This window comes from Lentilactobacillus hilgardii (genome assembly GCF_009832765.1).
Lineage (GTDB): Bacteria > Bacillota > Bacilli > Lactobacillales > Lactobacillaceae > Lentilactobacillus > Lentilactobacillus hilgardii.
In genome coordinates this window covers 1,602,663-1,629,213 of sequence record NZ_CP047121.1, presented here as the reverse complement: position 1 = coordinate 1,629,213, position 26,551 = coordinate 1,602,663, and the positions used below count along the sequence as shown (strand labels likewise).

Annotated in this window: 24 protein-coding genes; 2 read left to right on the top strand and 22 right to left on the bottom strand. The window is 40.1% G+C overall.

What is annotated here, in order from left to right; genetic code table 11:
* Positions 1–66 precede the first annotated feature (66 nt).
* Both glpK and GQR93_RS07590 read right to left on the bottom strand, forming a co-directional pair.
* Positions 67–1,578: a glycerol kinase GlpK gene (gene glpK / locus GQR93_RS07595; RefSeq protein WP_003553976.1), complete on the bottom strand. Its 1,512-nt coding sequence runs from the start codon at positions 1,576–1,578 to the stop codon at positions 67–69.
* Positions 1,579–1,824: 246 nt separating this feature from the next.
* The gene (locus GQR93_RS07590; RefSeq protein ID WP_003553974.1) at positions 1,825–2,013 is read right to left on the bottom strand and encodes a 2-hydroxymuconate tautomerase; all 189 of its coding nucleotides are present in this window, start codon (positions 2,011–2,013) and stop codon (positions 1,825–1,827) included.
* A 164-nt stretch (positions 2,014–2,177) separates the two neighbouring features.
* Between GQR93_RS07590 and GQR93_RS07585 the strand changes: the two genes are divergently transcribed.
* Positions 2,178–3,617, top strand: a complete 1,440-nt coding sequence (locus tag GQR93_RS07585; RefSeq protein ID WP_003553972.1) for a C69 family dipeptidase — start codon at positions 2,178–2,180, stop codon at positions 3,615–3,617.
* A gap of 65 nt (positions 3,618–3,682) precedes the next feature.
* On the opposite strand, the gene GQR93_RS07580 is transcribed toward GQR93_RS07585, so the two are convergent.
* The 13 genes from GQR93_RS07580 to GQR93_RS07520 all read right to left on the bottom strand — a co-directional run bounded on the left by GQR93_RS07580 (position 3,683) and on the right by GQR93_RS07520 (position 17,512).
* A complete protein-coding gene (locus tag GQR93_RS07580; RefSeq protein ID WP_159298736.1) occupies positions 3,683–5,104 on the bottom strand; it encodes a C69 family dipeptidase in 1,422 nt (473 codons plus the stop codon).
* Positions 5,105–5,254: 150 nt separating this feature from the next.
* A complete protein-coding gene (gene topA / locus GQR93_RS07575) occupies positions 5,255–7,387 on the bottom strand; it encodes a type I DNA topoisomerase (RefSeq protein ID WP_003553968.1) in 2,133 nt (710 codons plus the stop codon).
* A gap of 96 nt (positions 7,388–7,483) precedes the next feature.
* Entirely contained in the window at positions 7,484–8,359 is an 876-nt protein-coding gene (gene dprA / locus GQR93_RS07570) for a DNA-processing protein DprA (protein WP_375711572.1), read from the bottom strand.
* A gap of 48 nt (positions 8,360–8,407) precedes the next feature.
* Positions 8,408–9,175: a ribonuclease HII gene (locus GQR93_RS07565; RefSeq protein ID WP_003553965.1), complete on the bottom strand. Its 768-nt coding sequence runs from the start codon at positions 9,173–9,175 to the stop codon at positions 8,408–8,410.
* The gene (ylqF, locus tag GQR93_RS07560; RefSeq protein WP_003553963.1) at positions 9,156–10,028 is read right to left on the bottom strand and encodes a ribosome biogenesis GTPase YlqF; all 873 of its coding nucleotides are present in this window, start codon (positions 10,026–10,028) and stop codon (positions 9,156–9,158) included. Before ylqF ends, GQR93_RS07565 begins: the two co-directional genes overlap by 20 nt.
* A gap of 13 nt (positions 10,029–10,041) precedes the next feature.
* Positions 10,042–10,260 (bottom strand): YozE family protein, encoded by a 219-nt coding sequence (locus GQR93_RS07555; protein WP_003553961.1) that lies wholly within the window; start codon positions 10,258–10,260, stop codon positions 10,042–10,044.
* A 1-nt stretch (position 10,261) separates the two neighbouring features.
* Positions 10,262–10,840: a YpmS family protein gene (locus GQR93_RS07550; protein ID WP_225442021.1), complete on the bottom strand. Its 579-nt coding sequence runs from the start codon at positions 10,838–10,840 to the stop codon at positions 10,262–10,264.
* Between the two features lie 56 nt (positions 10,841–10,896).
* Positions 10,897–11,808, bottom strand: a complete 912-nt coding sequence (locus GQR93_RS07545) for a GDSL-type esterase/lipase family protein (protein ID WP_003553957.1) — start codon at positions 11,806–11,808, stop codon at positions 10,897–10,899.
* 111 nt (positions 11,809–11,919) lie between these two features.
* On the bottom strand, positions 11,920–12,768 hold the full coding sequence (locus GQR93_RS07540) for a DegV family protein (RefSeq protein ID WP_003553955.1): 849 nt from the start codon (positions 12,766–12,768) through the stop codon (positions 11,920–11,922).
* Between the two features lie 106 nt (positions 12,769–12,874).
* A complete protein-coding gene (locus GQR93_RS07535) occupies positions 12,875–13,363 on the bottom strand; it encodes a dihydrofolate reductase (protein WP_003553953.1) in 489 nt (162 codons plus the stop codon).
* A gap of 41 nt (positions 13,364–13,404) precedes the next feature.
* Positions 13,405–14,355 (bottom strand): thymidylate synthase, encoded by a 951-nt coding sequence (locus GQR93_RS07530; RefSeq protein ID WP_035444757.1) that lies wholly within the window; start codon positions 14,353–14,355, stop codon positions 13,405–13,407.
* An 18-nt stretch (positions 14,356–14,373) separates the two neighbouring features.
* Entirely contained in the window at positions 14,374–16,287 is a 1,914-nt protein-coding gene (locus GQR93_RS07525; RefSeq protein ID WP_003553949.1) for an ABC-F family ATP-binding cassette domain-containing protein, read from the bottom strand.
* Between the two features lie 7 nt (positions 16,288–16,294).
* Positions 16,295–17,512, bottom strand: coding sequence for a CCA tRNA nucleotidyltransferase (locus GQR93_RS07520; RefSeq protein WP_003553947.1), 1,218 nt, complete (start codon positions 17,510–17,512; stop codon positions 16,295–16,297).
* Between the two features lie 164 nt (positions 17,513–17,676).
* Here GQR93_RS07520 and GQR93_RS07515 point away from each other — a divergent pair, with 164 nt between their 5' ends.
* Complete coding sequence (locus tag GQR93_RS07515; protein ID WP_003553945.1) at positions 17,677–18,567, top strand: YitT family protein; 891 nt, start codon at positions 17,677–17,679, stop codon at positions 18,565–18,567.
* A gap of 233 nt (positions 18,568–18,800) precedes the next feature.
* Here the strand turns inward: GQR93_RS07515 and GQR93_RS07510 are convergent, their stop codons facing one another.
* From GQR93_RS07510 to GQR93_RS07475, 7 genes are all read right to left on the bottom strand, one after another.
* Positions 18,801–20,069, bottom strand: coding sequence for a tetratricopeptide repeat protein (locus GQR93_RS07510; protein ID WP_187117459.1), 1,269 nt, complete (start codon positions 20,067–20,069; stop codon positions 18,801–18,803).
* 76 nt (positions 20,070–20,145) lie between these two features.
* Entirely contained in the window at positions 20,146–20,421 is a 276-nt protein-coding gene (locus tag GQR93_RS07505) for an HU family DNA-binding protein (protein ID WP_003553941.1), read from the bottom strand.
* A gap of 381 nt (positions 20,422–20,802) precedes the next feature.
* Positions 20,803–22,110, bottom strand: a complete 1,308-nt coding sequence (gene der, locus GQR93_RS07495) for a ribosome biogenesis GTPase Der (protein ID WP_003553937.1) — start codon at positions 22,108–22,110, stop codon at positions 20,803–20,805.
* A 106-nt stretch (positions 22,111–22,216) separates the two neighbouring features.
* Positions 22,217–23,458, bottom strand: a complete 1,242-nt coding sequence (gene rpsA, locus GQR93_RS07490) for a 30S ribosomal protein S1 (protein ID WP_003553935.1) — start codon at positions 23,456–23,458, stop codon at positions 22,217–22,219.
* Between the two features lie 76 nt (positions 23,459–23,534).
* Complete coding sequence (gene cmk, locus GQR93_RS07485; RefSeq protein WP_375711573.1) at positions 23,535–24,218, bottom strand: (d)CMP kinase; 684 nt, start codon at positions 24,216–24,218, stop codon at positions 23,535–23,537.
* Positions 24,219–24,356: 138 nt separating this feature from the next.
* On the bottom strand, positions 24,357–25,031 hold the full coding sequence (locus GQR93_RS07480; protein WP_003553930.1) for a LysM peptidoglycan-binding domain-containing protein: 675 nt from the start codon (positions 25,029–25,031) through the stop codon (positions 24,357–24,359).
* Positions 25,032–25,095: 64 nt separating this feature from the next.
* A complete protein-coding gene (locus tag GQR93_RS07475; RefSeq protein WP_003553928.1) occupies positions 25,096–26,550 on the bottom strand; it encodes a RecQ family ATP-dependent DNA helicase in 1,455 nt (484 codons plus the stop codon).
* Position 26,551: the final 1 nt, after the last annotated feature.

The window sequence follows — 26,551 nt, the reverse complement described above, 5'->3', positions numbered from 1 at the left end:
GCGAAAGTAACGGCGTATATCCACGTTGCTTTCGCTTTTTGTATAGACCTGAAAAATATTTTGACTTTAGTTATTTTCTGTAGGGTGAAATTGAATGGTCGCGTGAACAGCACGCTGCCAACCCGTGTAAAGGTCATCACGAACGTCTACATTCATTTTAGGATCAAAGGCATCCCGTGCCTTAGCCGTTTTCTTGATGTCATCCAAGGAATTCCAAAAGCCAACTGCTAATCCGGCTAAATATGCAGCGCCCAAAGCCGTCGTTTCCGAAATAGCCGCCCTTCGAATCGGCGTACCAAGAATATCTGCCTGAAACTGCATTAAATAATTATTATTGGCGGCACCACCATCCACGGCAAGTGTCTTTAAATCAAGACCGGTTTCTGAAATCATCGTATCAATAACATCCCGGCTTTGATATGCCAAAGACTCTAATGTGGCACGGACGAATTGCTCCTTTGTCGTGCCCCTTGTAAGCCCAAAGACGGCACCACGGGCCTCCTGATCCCAATATGGTGCTCCTAAACCAGTGAATGCAGGTACCACATAAACACCATCGCTGCTTTTGGCATCAATTGCCATTTGTTCAGATTCAGGTGAATTGGCAACCATTTTCATACCGTCCCTCAGCCACTGAATGGCCGAACCGGCTACAAAGATACTTCCCTCCAAAGCATAGGTGACTTTACCATTAATGCCATACGCAATGGTGGTTAAAAGCCCCCTTTTGGACAACGTCGGCTGATCGCCGGTATTCATCACGATAAAAGCACCGGTACCATAGGTGTTTTTAATCATTCCCCGTTGATAGGCCATTTGTCCAAACAAAGCAGCCTGTTGGTCTCCGGCAATTCCGGCAATTGGCACTTGGACACCGGAAAAAGTATAGCCGGCCGTATAACCGTAAATTTCCGATGAAGAATGGACTTCCGGCAGAATACTTTCAGGGATGTTCAATAACTTCAAAATATCTTTATCCCACTCTAAAGTATGGATATTAAACAACATTGTTCGACTGGCGTTTGTATAATCGGTCGCGTGGACTTTGCCACCTGTCAATTTCCAGAGTATCCAAGTATCGATTGTCCCGAATAACAACTCACCATTCTCCGCTCTTTGACGGGCGCCTTCTACATGATCCAAAAGCCATTGAATCTTTGTAGCCGAAAAGTATGAGTCGATAATTAAACCGGTTTTTTCGTGAATCAAATCATCATAACCATCTGTTTTTAATTGATTGGCCAAGTCTGCGGTCTGTTTTGACTGCCAAACAATCGCGTGATAAATCGGTTCGCCCGTGTTTTTATCCCAAATAACCGTTGTTTCCCGTTGGTTGGTTACACCGATACCGCGGACTTTATAAGGAGGAACCTCAGCGTTGATCAGTGCTTCGGAAATAACGGACTGAACCGCATTCCAAATCTCGTTGGCATCATGTTCGACCCAACCGGATTTAGGAAAATATTGATGAAATTCTCTTTGAGCCTTACCAACAATCTCACCGTTACTATTGAAAAGGATCGCCCGTGTGCTGGTGGTACCTTCGTCAATCGCCATTATGTATTGTTGATCGTCCATGTAAACGTCTCCATTCTTGTTATTAATGCATTTATTCGAATTCTACCTAATTAGTATACAATATAACCCCAAACAAACCAATGAGAAATCCGTGACCGTTAAATACAATCCTTTGAGGATAATTAATTGCTCGTGTTGGATGCACTGTTCAAAAAATAAGAGCCTGGGAGACTTAACGTTTACCCAGGCCACTTTTATGCTTGACCGTTTAGACATGATCAATAGCATATTTTCGATTAGTCATCTTTATTTTTCGTCGCTTTTTAAAACGCCGCCTACACTGTAACGATTCTTTTGCATTTCATCCAAAATCACATGGACATGTTCTGCCGGTGCACCGGTATCCTTAACAACAGCTGCAGTAACGTCTGCGACTAATGCTTTCAATTGATCTTGTGAACGGCCGGCAATAAGTTGAATATTTACGATTGGCATGATGAGGTTCCTCCAAATTTTTTAATTGAAAAAAGTATACCGTAATTTATGATGACCTGCAATTAAATTTTGAGCGGACAGTTTGGATTCGTTATAACATTTTTCGTGAAAAAAGATGGTACAATTAATGAAGTCAAAATCCTTAACGATTGGAGATATTCATCATGATTCCAACAAAATATTATTCAGCATGTACCAGTATGATCGTTGGCAAAAACGCCAGCATCGACGGGTCCATCATGATTGCCCGAAACGAGGACAGTAAATCGTCTTGGCCAAAGAATTATGTGATTCATGCTCGAAAAGATTTTTCCAACCCCCAGAATTTTTCTTCAAATGATAACGGATTTAAAATGCCGCTGCCAAAAATGCGTGCCAAATATTCTGCCACTCCCGAATGGACTGATAAATTCGGTCTGTTCGAAGAAAACGGTTTTAACGAATATGGCGTTGCGATGAGTGCGACCGAAAGCACCTATACAAATGATCTTGCCCTGGGTGCCGACCCTTTGGAAAAAGACGGTATTGGTGAGGAGGCAATGGTAACTGTTGTCTTACCTTACGTTAAAACAGCACGTGAGGGAGTAGCACGCTTGGGTCAGATTGTTGAACATTATGGCACGTCCGAATCAAACGGCATTTTATTTGCGGACCAGGATGAAGCTTGGTATATGGAAACCGGTGGCGGTCATCGCTGGGTTGCCCAACGAATCCCGGATGACAGTTATGCCGTTATCGCCAATCAAAGCGCCATTCAAGAAATTGATTTCGACGATCCGGACCATTTCATGTGGTCGACCGACCTACGGCAATTTGTTGAAGCCAACCATCTCAATCCCGATTCAACGGGAAAAACATTTAATTTCAGAAAAATTTTTGGAACAGCGGATTTATCTGATACGTATTATAATACGCCGCGTGTCTGGTATGGCTTAAAGCTATTTTCCCCCAAGTTGGACGTTGAGCCTACCAGTCAGGAAATGCCGTTTATCAATCAGGCAAACCGAAAATTAAGTGTATTCGATGTTCAGGATTTCTTAAGCAGTCATTACCAGGGAACCCCCTACGATCCAATTGGAGAGGGCTCTGAGGACGACAAACATCGTTTTCGGCCAATTAGCTTGGCAAAGACTCAAGAGGCCCATATCCTGCAAATACGCCCTTCTATGCCGGTTGGATTAGCAGGCATTCAGTGGCTGGCAATGGGGGTAGCTGCACAAAGCACATTTGTGCCCTTCTATGCAGGCGCTAGCGATACACCGACTGCCTATCACAATGCACACGGTTCCTACGCACCGGATGAGGCTTACTGGACGTACAAATTAGCTGGTGTATTGGTAGATCCCCACTATGTTCAGCTGAGTCCTAAATTAAATGATACAAAAGCGGCATTGCGGGTTAAGCTGCAACAAGCTGTCAAACAGACGGATGCTGTTGCGCTCGCTGCTCAACTCAATGGTCCGGAGCTGGACAATTATTTAACAAAGGTGAACTTTAAAAATTCTGAAATCAGTTTAAATGCCTACAATAAACTCATTAGCGAATTGGTCACCGCTTCAACTGACCTTTCACCAATTAATTTTAAGCAGGATGTTAATTTATAGGCCGATCCCTTAATAAAAACACGAGTGCCCGACAATTTCTCGGGTAACTCGTGTTTTTTTGTTGATTAATAATGTTTTCGATCAAACGAACCAGCGACACCATTACTGGTCTTTGTCAGCATTGTTGTAAGCAATTTTCTGGTTGCTTTAACAACATGATCGGCCGTCTTTTCATTTGCGGCCTGAAGAGAAGCAGTCAGTTTGGAACCTGATAGTCCCTCAACTTTGTTATCAATATGGGTAATTCGCTTATGACCATAACCCATTAATTGATCTTGGTAAGCTTCGATATCATCCATCACTGCATGATAATGGTCCGCGGCAATTAATGAAATCAGCCGATTCACCCAGTAGGCATTTTGGCTGTCCACTATTTTTGTTGTGTCTCGATAGCAATCCGGCGTATCTTGCACGTTTGTGAAGAACGGGACCAATGTATTTGACGGGTTAGCCGCAAATGCCAGCCATTGAATTGCTGAATAGTCTGATGGTACATATGGCCGCAATTGAATAACAGATAATTCCTGATTTCGATTAAAGCCGATTGGTCGGAACGGCATCTTTTGAGAATCGTTTCCAGGCGTAAAGGGATCATATGGCGTATCTTGGTAATGTGAGCTTAAAACGAATTTGATATTTTCAATCGTGATTTTTCGATTTGCATGGCATATAAATGATAGATCATGACTCATTGGGGATTTGTCTTTTACCGTTTCAGGGTTAAAGTATCGTTGGCCGTACCAGGCTCGGGGCGTGTTGTAATGGTGATCAAGTTGGGTATCTGATCCAAAGATTTTTCGGAAATTAAAATTATCCGAGAGATTTAAATGATGTTGTTCCACAAAGTTTTTTAAGTCACTTGCATACATAAAATGATCCGGATCGTCAAAATCAATTTCTTGAATACCGGTTTGATTTGGCGCAATCACATAACTGTCATCCGGAATCCGTTGAGCGACCCAATGATGGCCACCTGCTGTTTCCATATACCAAATGTCATTTACGTCTGAAAAGATAATCCCGTCGGATTCGTAAGTACCGTACTTCTCCAAGAGACTACCGACACGTTCTACACCTGCTTTTGCAGATTTGATATAAGGCAGAGTAATGGTTAACAAGTCTTCTTCACCCAACCCATTTTTAACGAGTGGGTCCGCCCCTAAAATTCTCGGATTTGTTGTAATCGTTTCGGTCGCACTCATTGCAACATTATGTGCATTTACGCCGGCTTCACCCCAAATCCCTTTTTCCGGAGTAGCATCCGGTACAGATGTATAGCGCACCGGATTATCCGGTAGCTTAATCGAAAATTTGCTGAGCTTTGATTGATAATTTCTTGGCTGATCTTCAGGTTGAACGACAACGAACTTTTTAGGATTGACTGCGACGCCCGCGTCTTCATTTCTGGCAATAATGGTTGAGCCATCGTAACTGGCATTCTTACCCACCAAAATAGTCGTGCAGGTACTATGAGTTGTATGATCCATAATTTTCCTCCTAACTTTATCTTAACTTGATTTTACAACATATTGACAAGTATGAGGCATCCATGTTTTTGGCGCAATCAAAAATATACGGGTAAACAAAAGGAAGCTGGGCAATTTACATCGCCTCAACTTCCTTTTACTCACTATTCACTATTTTTGTGCGGGTTCTTCATAGTCGCCATTTGGGCAGACAACTTGGGTGCCGCCTTTAACTTTCTTTTCGACTAAGAAATGACCATCTTTTGGACAGTTCCTGCCAATTGGTTTGTCCCATGAAACAAAGTCACAGTCTGGGAAACGTGAGCAACCATAGAAGATTCTATTCTTCTTTGATTTACGCTCAATGACTTCACCAATATGACATTTTGGACAGGTGACCCCAATCTTTTTAACGATCGCTTTTGTGTTGCGGCAGTCCGGAAAGCGTGAGCAAGCATAAAACTTACCATAACGCCCCATCTTAATGACCATTGGTGCACCACAAATGTCACAATTAAAGCCGGCAGGTTCGTCCTTTATCTGAACCTTTTCCATATTTTCAGTTGCAGATTCAACCTCGCTGGAAAATGGTTTGTAAAATGTGTCAACAAGACGAATCCAATTTTCTTTGCCCTCTTCGACGTCATCTAATTTATCTTCTAAATTAGCTGTAAAGTCAATGTTAACAATATCCGGGAAGTATTCAACAATAATCTTGTTAACAATTTCTCCGAGTTCAGTTGGCTCAAAACGGCGGCCAACCAGTTTAACGTAATATCGACGTTGAATGGTTTCCAACGTTGGTGAATACGTTGATGGCCGACCCACACCGTTTTCTTCCAACGCTTTGATTAACGTTGCTTCACTGAAGCGGGCTGGTGGTTGTGTAAAATGTTGGTCCGGTTTATTAGAAATCAGCTTGACTTTATCGCCGGTTTCCAAGTCTGGAAGAAGATTATCCTTTTCTTTTCCATCACCATAGATTTTCAAGAATCCGTCAAATTTCATTTTGGATCCATTAGCTTTATATGTCACATTATTTTGTTCAATTGTGACTGCCATCGTATCCATCAATGCTGGCGTCATTTGGCTGGCAACAAATCTTGACCAAATGAGTTGATAAAGTCTGAACTGATCTCTTGTAAGATATTGCTTAAGGCTTTGAGGTGTTCGAAAAACGGACGTTGGTCGGATCGCTTCGTGGGCATCCTGGGCACCTTCCGGAAGCTTTCCTTTAATTGGTTTGGTAGCCGCATATTCTGCTCCGTACTTTTCATGCAGGAAAGTTGATGCTTCATGTTTGGCAATCGTTGCGATACGAGTTGAATCGGTTCGCATATAGGTAATCAGTCCCTGACTGCCTTCCTTACCAATGTTAATGCCCTCATATAATTGTTGCGCTGCCATCATTGTCTTTCGAGTCCGATAATTTAGTTTTCTGTTGGCTTCCTGTTGCAATGTACTGGTTGTAAATGGTGGCTGTGGTTGACGTTTACGCTCACGACGAACGACTTTTGTGATATCGAAGTCGGCTTTTGGATCAAGTTGTTTTAAAATGTCCTGAACCGCATCGTTGTTCGGTAGGTCCTTCTTTTTTCCTTTTATTCCGTAGAAACTGGCTTTGAATTTACTGCGTCCCTTTTTAAATTCAGAATCAATTGACCAGTATTCTTGAGGTTTAAAGTTTTCAATTTCTTTTTCTCGTTTAATAATCAGCCAAAGTGCAATTGACTGAACCCGTCCAGCACTCAGACCTTTCTTCACTTTTTGCCAGAGAAGTGGTGAAATTGAATATCCAACTAGTCGATCCAAAATTCGACGGGCTTGTTGGGCGTCAACCAAGTCCATATCAATATTTCTCGGATGTTTGAACGATTCTTTAACGGCATCTTTGGTAATTTCATGAAAGACCACACGATTATCATCGTTTGGGTCAAGATCAAGAATATGTGACAAATGCCACGCAATCGATTCACCCTCACGATCCGGATCGGCCGCCAGATAAACTTTTTTTGCTTTCTTGGCAGCTGACCGCAATTCTTTAATAGTGTCGCCCTTTCCACGAATTGAAATATAATGTGGTTCATAATCGTTCTCAATGTCAACGCCCATTTTACTCTTTGGTAAGTCACGAACGTGTCCCTTACTGGCAACGACTTTATAAGAATGGCCCAAATATTTTTCAATGGTACGGGCTTTAGCTGGGGACTCAACAATCACCAAATTCTTTTTTGGTAAACGTCGTTTTGCCCTAGCTTTTACTTTTGGCTTTGCTTTAGGTTTTGATTTTGTTGAAGTAGCCATTTTTTCTCCTTTCTTTCCGGATAAATTATAGTAGACTTTTTTGTTATTATTTCTGAGTTCAAATCTACCACATCATATTGCAAGTGTTTTCTTGTGTCAACTAATATATTCTTCCAAAACATCATTTGACTGTAAAATTGGTTTGGCCCCTGCAGCAATTAATTCGTTGGTACCCGCGGATAAATAATGATTGATCCGGCCTGGAACTGCTAAGACATTTCGATTATTTTGGAGTGCTAAATTTGCGGTGATTAAACTTCCGGAATGGTGTTTCGCTTCGGTAACGAGAACACTCTCAACCAATCCCGCGATAATTCTGTTTCGCTCCGGAAAATGATTCTTATAACCACGACTGCCATTTGGGTATTCGCTAAGAAGCAATTGTTCCTCTGCAATTTGTTGCTGCAGCTGTTGATTCATACTTGGATAAGCGATGTTTAGTCCTGTACCGATCACGGCAATTGTTCGACCATGATTGGCGATGGCGCACTGGTGTGCCCAAGTATCGACACCCTTCGCCAATCCAGAAACAATGACCAATTTGTTTAAAAGCGGTCCCGGGAGTAACTGTTTCAAAATCTCCATGGAATAGTGTGTCGCGTCTCTTGCGCCTACAATGCCAAGCATCTGCTCACTTAGAAGGTTTAAGTCCCCTCTATAAAACATCACCAGGGGCGGTGTATAAGCTTCTTTTAATTGATAAGGGTAGTGTTCATCACAGATGCACAGCCATTTTTCAGAATCAACAAGTTGATCAACCCTATCCGAATGGTTCATTAATTGTATGTAGGTTGATGAAAAGCGTGTGACATTTTTCCCACGAATATTGGCAATTTTAATTAATGAGTCAACAGATGGTACGTCAAAACGAGCTGATTTCTGTGATTGAATCCAATCATAAATTTTTGATTTACCGACAATTCCAATTCCATTACACAAGTGAATTCTTAATAAAAAGTCTCTTAAAAACATCATATTCCATCCCTTTTAAGAATACTTACGCAAAAAAAGAAGACTTATCTACAAGAAATTTTTAACGGGCGCAAATGTTTTTCGATGAATTGGGGTCGCACCGTATTTTTTTAAGGCGGATAAATGTTTAGCTGTTCCATATCCTGCATTATGTTTAAAGTCATATTCCGGATACTGTTGTGCATATTGGTCCATTAAGGTATCCCGATAGACTTTTGCAACGATACTGGCAGCTGAAACACTGATGCTTTTGGCATCCCCTTTAATCAACCGGGTTTGATGAATCGGAACAGCAATTTGCATGGCATCTACAATAATCTCGTCCGGTTGTTGAGTTAGATTATTAACGGCCTGTTTCATCGCAACCCGTGTCGCTTCATAAATATTTAACCTATCGATCCCTTTGTTATCAACTAGTCCAAGACCAATGCTGATTGCTTCCCGCTTAATTTGGGGCGCCAGTCGTGCCCTTATTTCGGGTGTTAACTGCTTGGAGTCATTGACCTGAATCAAATCAAAATCTCGAGGCAGAATAGTTGCACAGGCTACAACGGGACCAGCTAAGGGACCACGTCCTACTTCGTCCACACCGGCAACATAGTTAACACCACGGTGCCAGAAAGACCGTTCGTATTTAAAACGACTTTGAAATTCAGCTTTTTCCAATTGCCTTTTTTTGATCCGAGCAGTGGCCGTCTGAAGCAAATGTTGAACGCCCTTTCGTGGATCATCTGAAAGCGTTTTAAATACAGTGTCATCCAAATCATTGATCAATGCCAGCTTTTCTTTAATCTGATTAATGGTTTGTTTCGTCATTTTGATTAACTTCCTCCGGATTATCCAGAGTAAATCGTCCAAGTTTATTGCCTCGGATATCTTGGATGATGCGATTGGATGCCCGTTCATAATCATCACGCATGCCGATTTTTTCGGTAATGGCAAGTAATAAATCGACATCAGATAAATCAAAGTCGCTGTCTGAAAGTCGGTAGCGTTCTTTTAATTGGCCCGGATTTGTTTCCCGAAAATGATTTAACCCAAATAAGGCGATGTCATCACTGGCAAAGACGCTGTCTTTAATAGCGCCTGTCAGTGCTAATTTGTTTGCTATTTCCTGGCTTTCGAATTTAGGCCAGAGAATTCCGGGAGTATCTAGCAGCTCAAGTTCTTTTCCAGCCTTCAACCATTGTTGGCCTTTGGTAACGCCCGGGCGATTACCGACTTGAGCGGCGCGCCTATTAACCAAGCGATTAAGTACAGTAGATTTTCCAACGTTAGGAACGCCTACGCTAATTGCACGAATTGGACGTTTTTTCATGCCCCTTTGTTCCTCTCGAGCCAACTTTTCACTTAATAGCGGTGAAATGACTGATAGCACATTTCCAATATTAAATTTTGTTTTTGCATCTACTGCAATTGCCGGTTGTCCTTTTGATTTAAAGGAATCCAGCCAGCGTTGCGTTAATCGCGGATCCGCTAAATCTTTTTTGGTTAAAATGAAAAGATGCGGTTTTTCACCGGTAATTCTGGCAACTTCCGGGTTTTGTGACGCATATGGAATTCGAGCATCGATAATTTCGAAAACAATATCAACCAAGCCGATATTTTCTTCGAATTGTCGAATGGCTTTTGCCATATGTCCGGGAAACCACTGGATTGTAACAGCCATATTGTCACTTCCTTTACATATCTTCCTCGTATTGTTTCCAAACGTCATCGAAAATTTCCATACTTGGCAGGTAATCAGCATTTTCTTCGAGATATTTTGATAAGGCATCAAAATCAGTCAACTGCTTTGGAAAGGATTGATCATAAAATGCGTTGTTTGCAAATTCCGCAATTGGTTCACTGCTGCCTGGATTACGCTTGGTCATTAAAAATTGATAAAAAGTTTTTAGCATATTAGTCACCTTGAGCTTCCTTTGGCAAAATGATGTCAAAAGCGAATTTTCCTTGTCCGTTTAAGTTGATCTGTCGAGCACGATAATTCAAACCACGGTTGCCATTCATATGAACGATATCAAGCTTGATCATTTTCTTATCAGGAATCAGTTTGACCCATTTGGGCAATTTATAGGCATGTTTAACATTAAGGAGAACAAAACTGATTGGTACTGGGAATTTTCCCAGTGACATTTTCGTGGCATGTAATTCCACATTCCCATTAGCCAAAACTTTTGGTGTAAAAAACATGGAGTAGTCGACGTCTGATCCCAATAATTTAATTGAACCGTAAACAATCCCTTGATTAGCAACTTCGAAATGATATTTGGCTTGCCCATTATTTTGAGTTTGAACTTTATTTAAATAATACTGAGACAAATTATTTAACTGGGCTTTATTCAACGAAACTGAAACCGACCGTTCATCAGACGTTGTTGGTTGTTTGGTTGAAATGGTTTCATTAGAGGATAAGTGAATGGCAATAAAAAAGCCGCAAAAGCCAATGACAATTAATCCAATGATAGTGAAAAAGGCCATTTTCCAAGGGTTTCTTCTCTTTGGTTGATGACCGGTTCGTTGATTGTTGATGTTAATCACTCCTTAAGCCAATTAAGATATTGGCGCATTTCTTTATACAGTAAATTAGTCATAATCCCGTAGCCGAGTTTATTAGGATGAAAATGATCTTCGTCAGAAAGATATTTATTTGATTCGGTTGATTGACCACCCAACATTTTTTCCAGCTCTCCGGCAGCCATATCACTATGATTAAATACGGTTGCCTGTTTTCTTAATTTTGTCCTGGACTGGGCAGTTTGATACTGGCCATCTGAAAGCTTTTTGTCGATTGGAATAAAATGAACGTTGGATTGACCCAAAACGACCCGTTTAGTGATCTGATTATTGACCTGAATAGACCGACTAATAAACGATACCTGTGGGAAGTAAACGTAAACCGGATTATAAATTCCGAAGACAAACAACTGAACGTGCTTGTTTAAATGACGTATACTCTCCAGCAATCTCGTCACCCGCTTTTGATAAACCAACGAATATTTTTTGAGCTGTTGAGACAGTAATTTATCGTTTTGGATACCAATGTTACCCTTTAAAAAGTGCAACATATCGTTTCCACCGGTAGTAACTGTAATGACATCAGCCTGTTTAATACTGGCCTGCAATTTTTTCGATGTGATGACCCGATGATTAATTTGATCGGTTGTTTCACCTGAAATGCCAAAGTTTGAGGTCGTCATAACAACATTGTGCTGGCTTCGGTTCACTTTTTTTCGAATTAAGTTTGTATAACCACCCTTACCGGAAGGATCACCCACACCATATGTTAGCGAATCACCAATCGCTGTGAGCCGGACTGTTTTGGGTTTAGTCGGCTGTTTGGAGTCAAAATGACCAACCGCCCAAAAACCACCTACTGTAACGAAAATTAAAATTAGGATACTCCAAATAATCAGTTTACTTTTTGACCGTTTCTTTTGATGTTTCAATCAATCACCTGCTTGACTACCTTTCTACACTTTACACACACTAACACAAAAAGGGTTGTTGACAAAACAATATCAGTTTTGTCCCAGCCCTTCAGCACTACCAAATCTGTTTTAATCAGGATCACTATAATAGATCAATGCAAAAGCACCTTCACCCGTATGTGTCGAGATGATCGGTGAAGTTACCCGATATAAAAGAGGAACATCTGGAAACTCTTCTTTAAGTTTAGTCATGGTCTCTTTGAGCACATTGGTTTCAGTTACATAGGAAATACCAATTTTCTTTAGTGCAGGTGTATTCTTCATATCTTCCAAAATTCGTCCGAAGAACTTACGGAGAGATTTATCTCCCCGACCCTTGGAAACGATTTTCAGTTTGCCGCCGGTCACCTGAAGCCCTAACTTAATGTTCAAAAAATTGGTAATTGCTCCCGCAACAGGATGAAGACGACCACCCTTAACAATATTGTCCAATGTCATCACACACAAATACAGTCTGGTGTTTTCGCGGACTTTTGCAATCTTATTAAGAATAGTTTGCATGTCGGCACCTTGTTGGGCCAGTTCGGCTGCTTCAAGGACTTGGAAGGCCAACCCCCTGTCCGTACTTTGGCTATCGACAACCGTTACATCGCTTGTACTAATTGTTGCTGCTTGTTCAGCAGCATGGATAGTGCCGCTAATTGCCTCGAGCATATTAAGACATAAGATTTGACTGCCATCTTCGCCAAGTTTATTGAAAGTTTCAACAAATTTGCCAACTGGTGGCTGACTGGTTTTAGGTAAATCCTTTGCGGCCAACATCTTGGGAACAAAAGTTTCATTATTAATTGTATCGCGTTCCACATAAACTGTATTATCAATCATCACAGTTAATGGAACAACGGTAATGCCATATTTACTTATTTCATCGTCTGTAAGCTGCGCGGACGAATCTGTTACAATCTTCACGTTTGCCATTAGCGCCACTCGTTTCTTCAAATAATTATCTAAAATTTTGAAATTAACCAGCTACAATTATATCAAAGTTTCTCCAAAACAAACATAGCCTTTGCAGAAATGACTACTATCGAATCCGCTCAAATACTTCAAATGTGTGTGGGTAGCGGTTCCTTTCATCAACGATGCCGTCAATTGATGTCAGTTGATTAAACTGGGCATACTTGATTTCGGGCATATAGGTGTCACCTGTAAATTGATGATGAATCTTTGTTCTGTAAAGTCGATCGGCCTTATCCAGTAACTGGCCAAATAGGTTCGCCCCTCCTGTGACAAAATAATTTTCCTTCGGATTCTTGTCAACTAATTCACAGAGCTGTTCTACTGACGAAATAACCAATACCCCATCTGGAAAGTCCCCATGACGGGAAAGGACAATATTTTGCCTCCCCGGTAGCGGCCGATTATAACTTCGAAAAGTACGGGCGCCGGAAATAATTGGGTGACCCATCGTCGTTTTTTTAAAGAATGCCATGTCATCAGGTAAATGCCACGGTAAATTACCTGACGCACCTATTAAGCCGTTTTCATCTTCCGCCCAAATATAAGAGATCATTGCTTTCCTCCGACTTTTAAAATGATTAGCCCACTACAGTCTTAAACGGCAACCGGGGCTTTGATTGATGGATAAGGGTCATAGTTTTTTACTTTGATATCGGTCATATTAAAATCACTTAAGTGTTTCTTTTCTGGATTCAACCACAGTTGAGGTGCATCGTGGGGCTTTCGACTCAATTGCTCCTTTACCTGTTCAACATGATTCAAATAGATGTGTGCGTCACCAAGCGTATGAACAAACTCACCGGGTTGTAAATGACATTCACGGGCAATTAAAGATGTTAAAAGGGCATAGCTGGCAATATTAAATGGTACTCCAAGGAAAATATCACCGGAACGCTGATACAACTGACAACTGAGTTTGCCATCGTTAACGTAGAATTGAAACATTGTGTGACAGGGTGGCAATGCCATAGTCGGCACATCTTCCGGATTCCAGGCAGACACAATGAGGCGTCTGGAGTCTGGATGGGTTTTAATCATATCGATCACGTTTTGGATTTGATCGATTGTTTCACCGGTCGACGTTTTCCAAGCCCGCCATTGACTGCCGTATACCAATCCCAGGTCTCCATATTTTTGAGCAAAGGTATCATCGTCGAGCACCAATTGACAAAAGCGCTTCTTTTGTTCCTGATAAAGGTTATTAAAATCAGGATCTTCCTGTGCACGATGGGAAAAGTTAGTCATGTCCGGGCCAGTATAATCATTGGACTTAACATATTTTTCAAAAGCCCATTCATCCCAAATATGATTCTTATGCTGCAACAAAAATTTGATATTTGTATCGCCACGCAAAAACCACAATAATTCGCTTTTAATTAACCCAAAAGGGACTTTTTTGGTTGTTAGTAACGGAAATCCCTTTGAAAGGTCGAACCGCATTTGGTATCCAAATGTACTAATTGTCCCGGTATGGGTTCGGTCAGGCTTCTTATGGCCGTTTTCAAGAACATATTTTTCTAAGTTTAAATAAGCATCTTCCAACATCATGATGTCCTCCTCAGATTATGATTCAGCGTAATCGCTTAAATATTCCCAACGTTTCATTTTTTTGTCAATTTGTGAATCCAGATCGTCTTTTTTCTGTTGTAAATCAGCCAACTTATCGTAGTCATCACCACTTTGTTGCATTTGCTCATCAACGGAAGACTTTTGAGATTCTAATTTATCAATATCATCTTCGAGATGGGAATATTCGATTTCTTCTGCATAAGTGAGTTTTTTCTTTTTTGACTGACTTGCTTGTTCCTGCTGCTCAGTTGCCTGAGGGGATGATTTCTTTTTGGCGCGATTTTTTTCAGTTGTTTGTTTTACAGACTGAGCTTCCTCAGCCTTTAGATAATCCGTAAACCGGCCCCGGTGTTCTTCAATTACACCGTTTCCCTTAAAGATTAATAAGCGATCCGCAACTTTATCCAAGAAGTAGCGATCATGGGAAACGGTGATAACGGTTCCTTGAAATTTAGAAATATAATCTTCCAAAACCGTTAAGGTGGCAATATCTAAATCATTTGTCGGCTCATCTAGCAACAAAACATTAGGTTGTTGCATCAGTAACTTCAATAAATACAAGCGCCGTTTTTCACCACCGGACAATTTACGAATCAGCGTACCGTGCATAAATCTTGGAAAAAGAAATTGTTCCAAAAGTTCGGCCACACTTATTTTCTGACCGTTTTTATCGGTCACTTGTTGACCAACTTCGCTTAGATAGGTGATCATTCGTTTATCATCCGGAATTGGTTCGGTCAGTTGTGTATAATAAGCTAGTTTAACCGTTTCACCAATTTTAATAATACCCGAATCCAATTTTTTTCGTCCTGCAATCACGTTTAAAAGTGTCGTTTTACCGGCACCGTTTTCCCCGCTGATCCCGATTCGTTCATTTGGTTGAACCAACAAATTAAAGTTCTTTAAGATAGTTTGGTTATCGATAGCCAGGTCAGCATCTTTAATGTTAATAACTTCCTTGCCAAGTCGGGTTTGACCCAGAGAAATATCAACATCCTGATCAACTTGAAGCGTATTAACGTTTTTCTTTAAATCGTTAAATCGGTTAATCCGGGCCTGCTGCTTGGTTGAGCGCGCTTTGGCTCCTGTTTTCATCCAGGCCAGTTCAGATTTATATAATTGTTGCGTTTTGTGTTGCGATTCAATAGCGCCCTGCACACGAGTTGCCTTTTGTTCAACATAATCTTGGTAATTTCCTTCGTATTGATAGAGCTTGCCAAAAGAAAGTTCCCAGATTTTATTTGCAACCCGATCGAGAAAGTAGCGGTCATGGGTAACAACAATCAGTGCACCCTTGTAACCGGCTAAATACTTTTCCAGCCATTCAATTGAATCAAAATCCAGATGGTTGGTTGGTTCATCAAGTAACAACAGATCAGGTGACTGGATAAGCACTTGTGCCAAGCCCACTCTGCGGCGCTGACCCCCTGAAAGTTCAGCGACTTTTTGCTGATAGTCGGTAATTTTTAATTGACTTAAAATTGTTTCAACATCATTTTGTGCATTCCAGGCATCGTCTTCGTTCATCTTGGCTTCGGCCTTCGTAAACCGCTTCAAGGCATCCTGATCTTCCGGATGCTTTGAATATTTATCCAAGGCAGATTCATAATTTCGGATAGTTTGGTAAACCTTTTGGGATCCGGAGAAAACAGCATCCATGATTGATAAACGATCATCCAACTCGGGATTCTGGGTCAAATAACCGATTGTATAGGATTTAGAGGTAATAATGTCTCCGGTTGAATCATGATCGTGGCCTGAAATAGCATTTAGCAACGATGTTTTCCCTGTTCCGTTTGTGCCAATCAAGCCAATCCGGTCTTGCTCGTTAATTAAAAAATCAAGGCTGTCAAACAGTGTTTTTTCACCATATGTTTTTGTCAGCCCTTCTACTCGCATTGTTTCCATTCACTAATCATTCCTTATTTAATGCCATTGCCGCAGCAATTAGTTCTGAATCCTGATTGTTTATTTTACCAAGTACGACTGCTTTTTCCAATGCCCCCAACGTTTCTCCCAACTTTGGACCCGGATTTAAAATCCCCCGTTTAATTAAGTCACCACCGGTAACGTTGAGTTGCTTTTTAGTCGTAATCGGCAATTGATCATAGGCCTTAATCAATTTTGCTGAATCAAAATCTGTATAGTTGGAAATAATTGTAACAGCATTTTTAACATTTTGCTTTCCAGCTTTATATAATTCGAGATTGCCAACTTTCTGAGACTTAATCTGAAAAATCAATTCAGTTGTAAGTATAACATCATTAATTATTTTATTGGCCGTCTTCCATCTTTTTAAAAAAGAGATCACCTGATCACGATTGAACTGAAACATTGATGTAAACAACGCCCAAACCTGAACTTCGTTATCCAAATCAAAATGAGTAGCGACAATCTTTTGAAGCACTGTCAAATGTTCGGAAAAATCTGGCACAAATTGATATAACTGGCTTTTTATCATTAAGTTCAAACCATTTTTAGCGTCAACACCCAGCATCATTTTGACAAATTCCGAATGAATTCGTTCCACTGCAATCTTTTTCAGTAACTCACTGTGATCATAAATGCCGGTTAATGTTTGCTCTTCGATTTTAAAATCTAATTGACTGGCAAAACGGACTGCACGCATCATTCGCAGCGCATCTTCATTAAAACGTTCTTCTGGATCACCTACTGCTCGAATAATTTTTTTGCTCATATCATTCAAGCCACCAAACAAGTCGGTTATTTTACCATTCTCGCTTAATGCTAATGCATTAATTGTAAAATCCCGTCGTTTTAAATCTTCTTTTAGTGATCTGACAAAAGTAACCTTATCCGGACGACGATAATCCTGGTAACCGGATTCCGTTCTGAAAGTTGTTACTTCATATCCTGTCCCATGATCCAAAATCATCACGGTTCCATGTTCAATTCCGGTATCGGCCGTTCTTTTGAAAAGCCCCTTTACTTCACTTGGATAAGCACTTGTTGCAATATCAACATCATGAATTGGCCGCTGTAATATTGTATCCCTTACAGAACCACCCACAAAATATGCTTCATACCCTGCTGCTTCGATTTTTCGCAGGATTGGCAGTGCTTTCTTAAATTCACTTGGCATGTTTTTTATTTGCACAATATCGCCATCCATCTTGTATTTATTTACCAAACAATTCTAACAGAAATTTGAACATGAAAAAAGTTTGTCAAAAAGATTGCCTTTTATACAGATACCTTGCTATGATAAGTGTTTGTTATTATGTTCGACTTTTTAAATCAAACTGAAGGACACAAAAATCATATTGGAGGGAAAATATGGCACAAAAAAAGAAGAAATTCCAACTGGATATTTCGGTCGTTGATTTGGTTGTCATTGCACTTGGCTCAGCTATTTATTCGTTTGGAATTGTATTTTTTAATATTTATAATCATCTTGCAGATGGTGGCGTAACCGGTATTACTTTGATTTTGAGGGCTCTTTTCCATATGGATCCAGCCTATTCCACTATTCTGGTCAATATTCCTTTATTCGCAATCGGCTATCGCTATTTAGGTAAAAAAGACATGTTTTACACATTATACGGTACCGCAATGTTGTCAATATTTCTTTGGATCTGGCAGCGAGTTCCTATTGAAATTAATATCCAACACGATTTACTGCTTGCCGCCCTTGGAGCTGGTCTATTTGGCGGTTTTGGCTGTGGGATTGTATACCGTTTTGGTGGCACGACCGGTGGCGTAGATATTGTTGCACGCCTATTTGAACGGTTCAAGGGTGTTCAGATGGGGAAAACACTGCTGGCAATTGACGTCTTGGTTCTTTTATCATCATTGATTTATCTGGATATTCGCCAAATGGCTTATACATTGATTTATGTATGGATTTTTTCAATGATTGTTAATTTTACACAACAAGGTGCTTATGCTGCTCGGGGAATCTTAATTATCAGTAACCAGTCTGCGACCATTTCCGAAGCCATTATGGAACAGTTGAATCGTGGGACAACCTTTTTAAAGGCTGAAGGCGGTTACTCACGAAAAGGAAAAGATATCGTTTACTGTGTTGTGTCACCAAGCGAACTTCATACGCTTAAAAAGCTTGTTGAATCCATTGACAAGGAAGCTTTTATATCGGTTATGGAGGTTAACGAAGCAATTGGCGAGGGATTTACTTACAAGCGGCCTAAAAAATTCAAAATATTATAATAGCTATGTATAACTTGAGGGCTGAGACAAAAGTAATTTTGCCCCGGCCCCCTTTTTCTGTGATCATGATGATAACCGACAAAAATGTGAAACAAAGGGCAACTTTCTGCCCCTTGTCTCACATTTTTTATGATGACTAAATCAAAGCTTATGTGTCACCAAGCAACATCTGATCATATTCTAAATTAGAAACGGTACGCGGAAATTAAAGAGACTATTTGTTGAAGTAAGGTTTAATAATCTTCGTTTTCATCTTCTTCATACATCGAGGCCATTTCCATATCGTTAGGCACCAGCACCAAATAATGTTTAAGATAGCGACGTTCTTCTTTTACATGACCGTTTTCACGATAAAACAACGCAGCATGTTTTAAGAACTCAGGATTATCATTTAATTCGTGACTTGCCAGTTCGTAATTATTGGCGGCTTTTTTAAATTCACCCACATCTTGATACGATTGGGCCAGATTATAGGCCAAATGTGCATCAAAGACATGGTCCTCTTCCAATGGCTCTAAAAGCTTCAGATTGTCCTTGTATTGTTCATGGATAATATACCAGTCAGATAGCAGACTAAGGATTTCCATGTCCTCAGGCGCGATCTCATGGCCTTTTTTAAGGTATCTTAGTGCCAGTTCATCCTCTCCAGCCATCGTTGCAATCTGACCGGCCTTTTGCCAAATTTTTTCATTAAATTGGTCGATGGAAATGCCTTCTTGAATGGTTTTAAGTGCATGATCTGTTTGTTTTAATTCAACATATGAATCAGCCAGGTAAGGATACAGAGAACTATATTGTGGATCGGAATCTCGTAAATCTGTAAAGGCTTTAACGGCTTTTTGATAGTCTTTCAAATTAAAGTACGTAAATGCAAGTTCGAATTTGACGTCGCTATTCATATGAACCGGTTTAATTTGTTCCAAGTAACCAAGCGCCTGTTCAAACTTACCGATCTCAGCATAGGACACACCCAACCGTTCAACCAAATTTACTGCAGATAGTTCAAGTGTTCCTGATTTAATTAAATCAAGATATAGATTAATTGCCTTACGATAATTTCGGGTATTAAAGTAAAATTCCGCGAGTGCAAACGAAATAACAGGCTCATCAGGTTCGATTCTCTGGGCTTCTAAGAGCTTTTGCTCACTCACGTCAAAGAGACCTTGAGTCTGGTATAAATCGGCTGAAACCATCAAAGAGCGAACGTATTCGGCCGATTGCTCTGAAATCTGAGAGAGATAGTTAAGTGCTAAATCATCGTTATCCACATCAATGGCTAATTCTGCTAAATTGATTTTAATTGAATCATCACCAGGAAATTTGGTTAGTAGTTGTTCATAAATTGTCTTGGAATAATTGGAAAATCCCAACGAATACAGTTCCTCGGCCAACGAATATAATATGTCGTCAGAATCGTTTGTTAATGCTTTTTTAAAAGATTGCTCAAACTCGTCAAGTTGACCTCGTTCGAGCTGATCTAATGCAGTTTGTGAATAACTCATAAAATTCCTCCATTGATAACAAATAGTAACAAAAAAGCCAGTCCGACAATTGCCGTTCTGACTTAACAGATGAATACTATTTAACAGCATCCTTAAGCGCCTTACCAGGTTTAAAAGCTGGTACCTTGCTTGCAGGAATTTGAATTTCTTGACCTGTTTGTGGGTTGCGACCCTTACGAGCTGCACGTTGACGTACTTCGAAGTTACCGAAGCCGATCAATTGAACCTTTTCGCCTTTTGCCAAGCTAGCTTGGATTGAATCAAATACTGCATCCACAGCTGCTGTAGCATCTTTCTTAGTCAAGCCAGTTTCTGTGGCGACGTTAGTTACTAATTCTGCTTTGTTTGCCATGAGTGTATTCACCTCCCTCAAAGATAGGTATGTAAAACATCACAAACTTGATTCGTTGGAATCAGAATTGCTAAAACGACGCAGTTGAAGCATCATTTCTTTTTCAAATATAGCAGAAGAATGCCGTCATTGCAATGTTTTTATCCAATTTCCTATTGAAATCGCCGAGTTTTAACAATTTTGACTCTTTTTTTAAGAAATCAAGTCGTGATATTTTAACAAAACCTTTGTTATTCGCGAACTTTGGCCCCTTTTTCCAACCTTTTAATTCGGAAATCTCCAAGCAATTGGCAGTTTGTGATTGAGATGGATAAAATTGTTCGGATGCCTTTGAAATCAATGCTTTTGAAAGCTTCACAAAGTAAGAAATCAGTGAGAAGCTTATTTTCGGCTTCTTTTAATAATCCGAATCGGCGTTCCGCTAAAATCAAAATTATCACGAATTTGATTTTCCAGGAATCGGACATAAGAAAAATGCATTAAATCCGGATTGTTGACGAAGACAACAAAGGTTGGTGGTCCAGAGACAACCTGAGTTGCATAATAAATACGCAGCCTTTTGCCATTAACCGTTGGTGTTGGATGAACAGCGACCGCATCCATAATCACATCGTTAAGAGCAGAGGATTGGACACGTTTTTCATGATTGTCATAAACCCGTTTGATAAGAGCCGGTAACTGCTCAATTCTTTGTTTTGTTTTAGCAGATACGAAGATGATTGGTGAATAAGCCATATACTGGAACTCATTTCGAATTAAAGTTTCGAAATCCTGCTGTGTATGGTTTGTTTTCTTTAGCATATCCCACTTATTAACAACAGTAATAATTGCCTTTCCAGCTTCATGAGCATAACCGGCAACTTTTTTATCCTGTTCACGAATGCCTTCTTCAGCATTGATAACAAACAAAATAACGTCACTTTGGTCAATAGCTTTCATTGCCCGCATGACACTGTAGCGTTCGGTATTCTCGTATACCTTGCCTCGTTTACGGATTCCGGCTGTATCAACCATTGTAAACTTGATGTTGTCTGCCTCAAACCGTGTATCGATTGCATCACGGGTTGTACCGGCAACATCGGAAACAATCACTCTATTTTCACCGAGAATAGCATTTACCAGAGAAGATTTTCCAACGTTTGGCCGACCAATAATACTGAAGCGAATATCGTCGTTGGGCACGTTCCCGGTTTCTTTTGGGAATTTTTCAACAATTTTGTCAAGCAAATCACCAATCCCAGTTCCATGGACACCTGAAATCGGCATTGGGTCACCAAAACCAAGTGCGTAAAAATCGTAAATATCTTCACGAGCATCTGGATTATCTGCTTTATTAACTGCTAAAACAACTGGTTTGTCACTTCGATAAAGAATTTTAGCTACCTGCTCATCATCACTGGTTAAGCCTTCTTTGGCACTGACAATAAATACAATCACGTCAGCTTCTTCAATTGCAATCTCGGCTTGATTTTTAATTTGAGTGTTAAAAGGTGCATCGCTAATTTGAATACCACCAGTATCAATCATGGCAAATTCATTTGCTAACCATTCTGCGTGAGTATAGATTCGATCTCGAGTCACGCCCGGTGTATCTTCAACAATCGAAATCCGGTCTCCGGCAATTCGATTAAAAATGGTTGATTTTCCAACATTTGGGCGTCCAATAAACGCAACCGTTGGCATAGCCATTATGAAAGCCTCCTTTATTTTTCATTTAAAGCATAAAGAAAGAGGTCAGAGACAAACGATGACGCGTTGTCTCGACCTCCCTCACAAAACAGTAAAAACTGTTTTTTTAGTTATTGTTATCGTCGTCAGAATTCTTTTTCAATTCGTTACCAATGATATCACCAAACGTAAAGCCGGTTTCTTCATCAGGCGCATTGTTTCTAGAATTATTATCGACATTTGTTGATGGTCGTCTGTTTGAACTCTTCGATGATGAAGAAGATTCCTTTGGCTTATCAGTCAAAGCCTTGATTGAAAGTGCTAAACGCTTTCGATCAGGATCAACATCGAGAACCTTAACCTTAATCTTTTCACCAACTTTTAGAACATCACCCGGTGTAGCAATGTGTTCATGAGCAATCTGTGAAATGTGGACAAGGCCCTCAACACCAGGAAATACTTCGACGAAGGCACCAAAATCAACTAAACGCTTAACGGTTCCTTCAAGAACGCTGCCGGCAGGTGCTTTTTCTTCGATTCCGTCCCAAGGTTCTGGAAGAGTTTGTTTGATGGAAAGTGAAATACGGTTACGATCAAAGTCAACTGACAATACTTTAACCTTAACTTCTTGGCCAACTTTAAGAACATCTGAAGGCTTCTCAACTCGTTCATAAGCGATTTGAGAAACATGAACTAACCCGTCCATGCCACCTAAATCAACAAATGCGCCAAAATTGGTTAAACGAGCAACTTTACCTTCAACAATGTCACCTTCGTGAAGAGTATCCATTAACTTTTCACGTTCTTCAGCTTTTTGAGCCTGAAGAATTGCTTTGTGTGACAGAATTAAACGGTTTGCAACTGGATCAATTTCAATAATCTTTAATTCAAGTTCTTGATTCTTGAATTGGTTGAGATCTTCAACATAATGGTCTGAGATCATTGATGCAGGAATAAATCCACGAACGCCAGCATCAACGACCAATCCACCTTTAACTGCTTGAGAAACTGTGGCAGTAATTGTTTCACCGTTCTTTGACTTTTCAGCCAACTCATCCCAAACCTTACGTGCTTCTAAACGACGTGATGAAAGTAGAAAGCTGCCGCCCTCTTTATCGCTACCGATTCTTGATGTAACTACCAACTGAAGCTTATCGCCTTGCTTGATATCATCAAAATTTTGGGAAGATGACAATTCACGTTGAGGAACAACACCTTCAACACCTGTATCGTCAATCCCAACGATCAATTGTTGCTCATCATCCTTCGCAAGGACTTCACCGGTGACAACGTCACCTACGTTAACTTCACTAACGCTATTTAAAGCGTTCAATAGATCGTTTTTATCATTATTTGCATTTTCACTCATCAAACAATTCCTCCTTGAAACAACTCTAATCATAATTTTATCTTAAATTCACTCATATTACCAGTTAATTGACCAATTAGTTAAGATTCAATTTCAAATTAATCACTTTTGCAATTTCTGAAACCACTTTTTCAATTGAAAGTGCTGTTGTATCAATCTCTGTCGCATCATCAGCCTTTGTAAGCGGAGAAATCTTGCGATGAGAATCTTTGTAGTCTCTCGCTTCGATTTCTAACTGTAGTTCTTCAAGTGGCGTATTAATTCCCTTTTGGATGTTTTCTTTGTACCGTCTTTTGGCACGTTCTTCCACACTGGCTATCAAGAAAATTTTCACCTCGGCCCGAGGTAAAACAGCAGTTCCGATGTCTCTGCCATCCATCACAATACCGCCATCTTTGGCGATTTCTTGTTGCTGAGCACTGAGTTGCTTTCGGACATCAGCGATTGCTGCAACAGCAGAAACGGAATTTGTAACATTTTCTGAACGAATGTCCTGTGTAATTTCATCGCCGTCGATGAAAACCTTTTGTCCGTTTTCATCCGGCGCAAACGTAATTTTTGAATTCCGAACAATAGCTGAGATCTCCTTTTCATTGTCCAAAGAAATCCCACTGCGGATTGTTTTTAAAGTGACTGCTCGATACATTGCGCCGGTATCACAATAAATATAATTAAATTGTTTTGCCACGAGTTTGGCAACCGTACTTTTACCAGCAGAAGCTGGTCCATCAATTGCTACTTGTAATCCATTTTTATGCATCATTACATTCCTAACTTGTCTTGAATTTAGTTAAAACGGTTTTCGGTTAACATGACCGATACCCGCATTTAATTTTAATAAATTTAACTAATAAGTCCAGTATTAATATTATGACAAGAAAAATAAGCCTTGGCAGACTTATTTAACCTTCAACTTTTGACCTGGATGAATTTGTGAAGTAGACGATAACCCATTCATGCGCATTAACTGTGACATTGTTAATCCATTATTCACAGCAACTCTGTATATTCCCTGACCGGCCTGAACAGTGGCGTATTCGTGGCCACTGGAAGTTGACGTTTGGTTAGTCGTATTTGGTTGCTGACTTTGAGAATCGGATGACGCCCGAGAACTGTCCGATGCAGTAGTCGACGTTGATGGATTATCCTTATAGCTTGAAGCAGACTGATTAGTCGAATAACTGGATGCTCGACTTCTTGAGTTTGAAGAAACCGAAGACGAGACACTTGAGGTCTTCTTTTCTTTAACAGGTTTCTGGGAAGCTGCCTTCTTCTTTACACTGGATTCAGAGGTTGAGGTTTTTTTTTTTGAACTGGGCTGCGACATTGCAACTGTCGCATGATGATTGGAACCGCTCCCCATTGCACTCTGTTTGGTCAAACCATATACCAATGAGACTAAAGCAATGACAATGATCAACGTGACTAAAACAATTGTAATCATATTGTGATTGTGACTTTGCTGACGAAGCTTTACACGTGATAAGTTGCCATGTTCATCACGATCTTCCGAAAAGGTTTGATTCCAGGGTTGATCTTCATCAGAACGCTTATGATCCCCGTTTGTATTCATTTAGACCCCTCCTTACTTACAGAATAGACAAGTTCATTTTATCATCAAACATTGTCAGCTTTCCTTAATTTTTTGATAAAAATAAGCTTTTAAGGACTTCATGCCAGTCTTTCACAGCATTCTGCTGTCTAAAATCACTCGATTTCAGGTAGCGGTCATTGAAAATTTCCCATTTAGTCCAAAAATTAAAATGAAAGTCACAACAAAACTGATTTTCATGATCGTCATCGACTAATTGTTCATCAAAGTGGTTTAATAAAACTTTTCGTCGACATCCAGGTGTAAAAATATATTGATACATCTGTTGTAGACCGGTCAGTCTTTGTTCTTTTGAACGATTCAGAAAGGAAATAGCCTGGTCGGTCGAAAAATGGTTCTCATAATAATATTTAACGACACGAAACGCATCGTTTTTTTTCATTACTTGTGGATGTTGGTATAAATAACTGATCAAATTATCTTCGGGATACGTATTATCAATTAAGTTTGCCTGAAGATAACGATCGTTTGGTTCATATAATAGAATAGCTAAAGATGGTTTTCCATCCCTTCCGGCACGACCGATTTCCTGCATATAATTTTGAATATTACCTGGTAAATGATAATGAATCACATAACGAACGTCATTTTTATCAATTCCCATTCCAAATGCGCTGGTAGCGCACACAATATCAATCTCGTTGTTCATAAATTGCTGTTGAATTCGAAACCTGTATTGTCCCTCCATTCCGCCATGATAAGCCTCTACCCTTTTACTTGTGTCATGATTCAGTAACGCTGCAACTGTTTCAGCTGTTGCACGGCTGGAAAAATAGATAATACCTGCGCCGTGAAGTTTACTAACCAATTTGACTAAAAGATCATCTTTTTCACGTTGATTTTTACAAACTCGAGCGCTCAAAAAAATGTTTTTACGATTAACGGAAAGAACAATTTGATTAACCCGATCCTGATCCATCTCCATGCGCTCAAGGATATCTTGCCTGGTTTTGGTTGTAGCGGTGGCAGTCATCATCAAGGTTAATGGCATTTTGAGTGACTTTCTAACCTGATTTAATTTCAGATAATCCGGGCGAAAGTCGGGGCCCCATTCAGAAATACAGTGGGCTTCGTCAATAACCAGCAGCCCAACGGATAGTTGTTTGAATTTTTCCATGATTTGTGGATTGGCCAGCATTTCCGGAGAAGCATAAATAAATTGATATTGCTCAAGGTGATTCATAATAAATTGACGTTCTTTAAAATCGATTGCCGAAGTCAGGGCAATGACGCGTTTAGAACCCAGAAATTGTAAACGACTGACTTGATCCTGCATGAGTGAAATAAGTGGCGATACAATGATAATCCGTTGATGTGTTATAGCAGCATACAGTTGATATAAAAGTGTTTTTCCACCGCCAGTAGGTAAAATTGCCAGGACGTTTTTGCCCTTTAGCAACATCGTCAAAATTTTTTCCTGACCGGGACGAAACCGCTTAAAGCTAAAATATTTAGTTAGTTCATCCTGTAAATTAAGCATA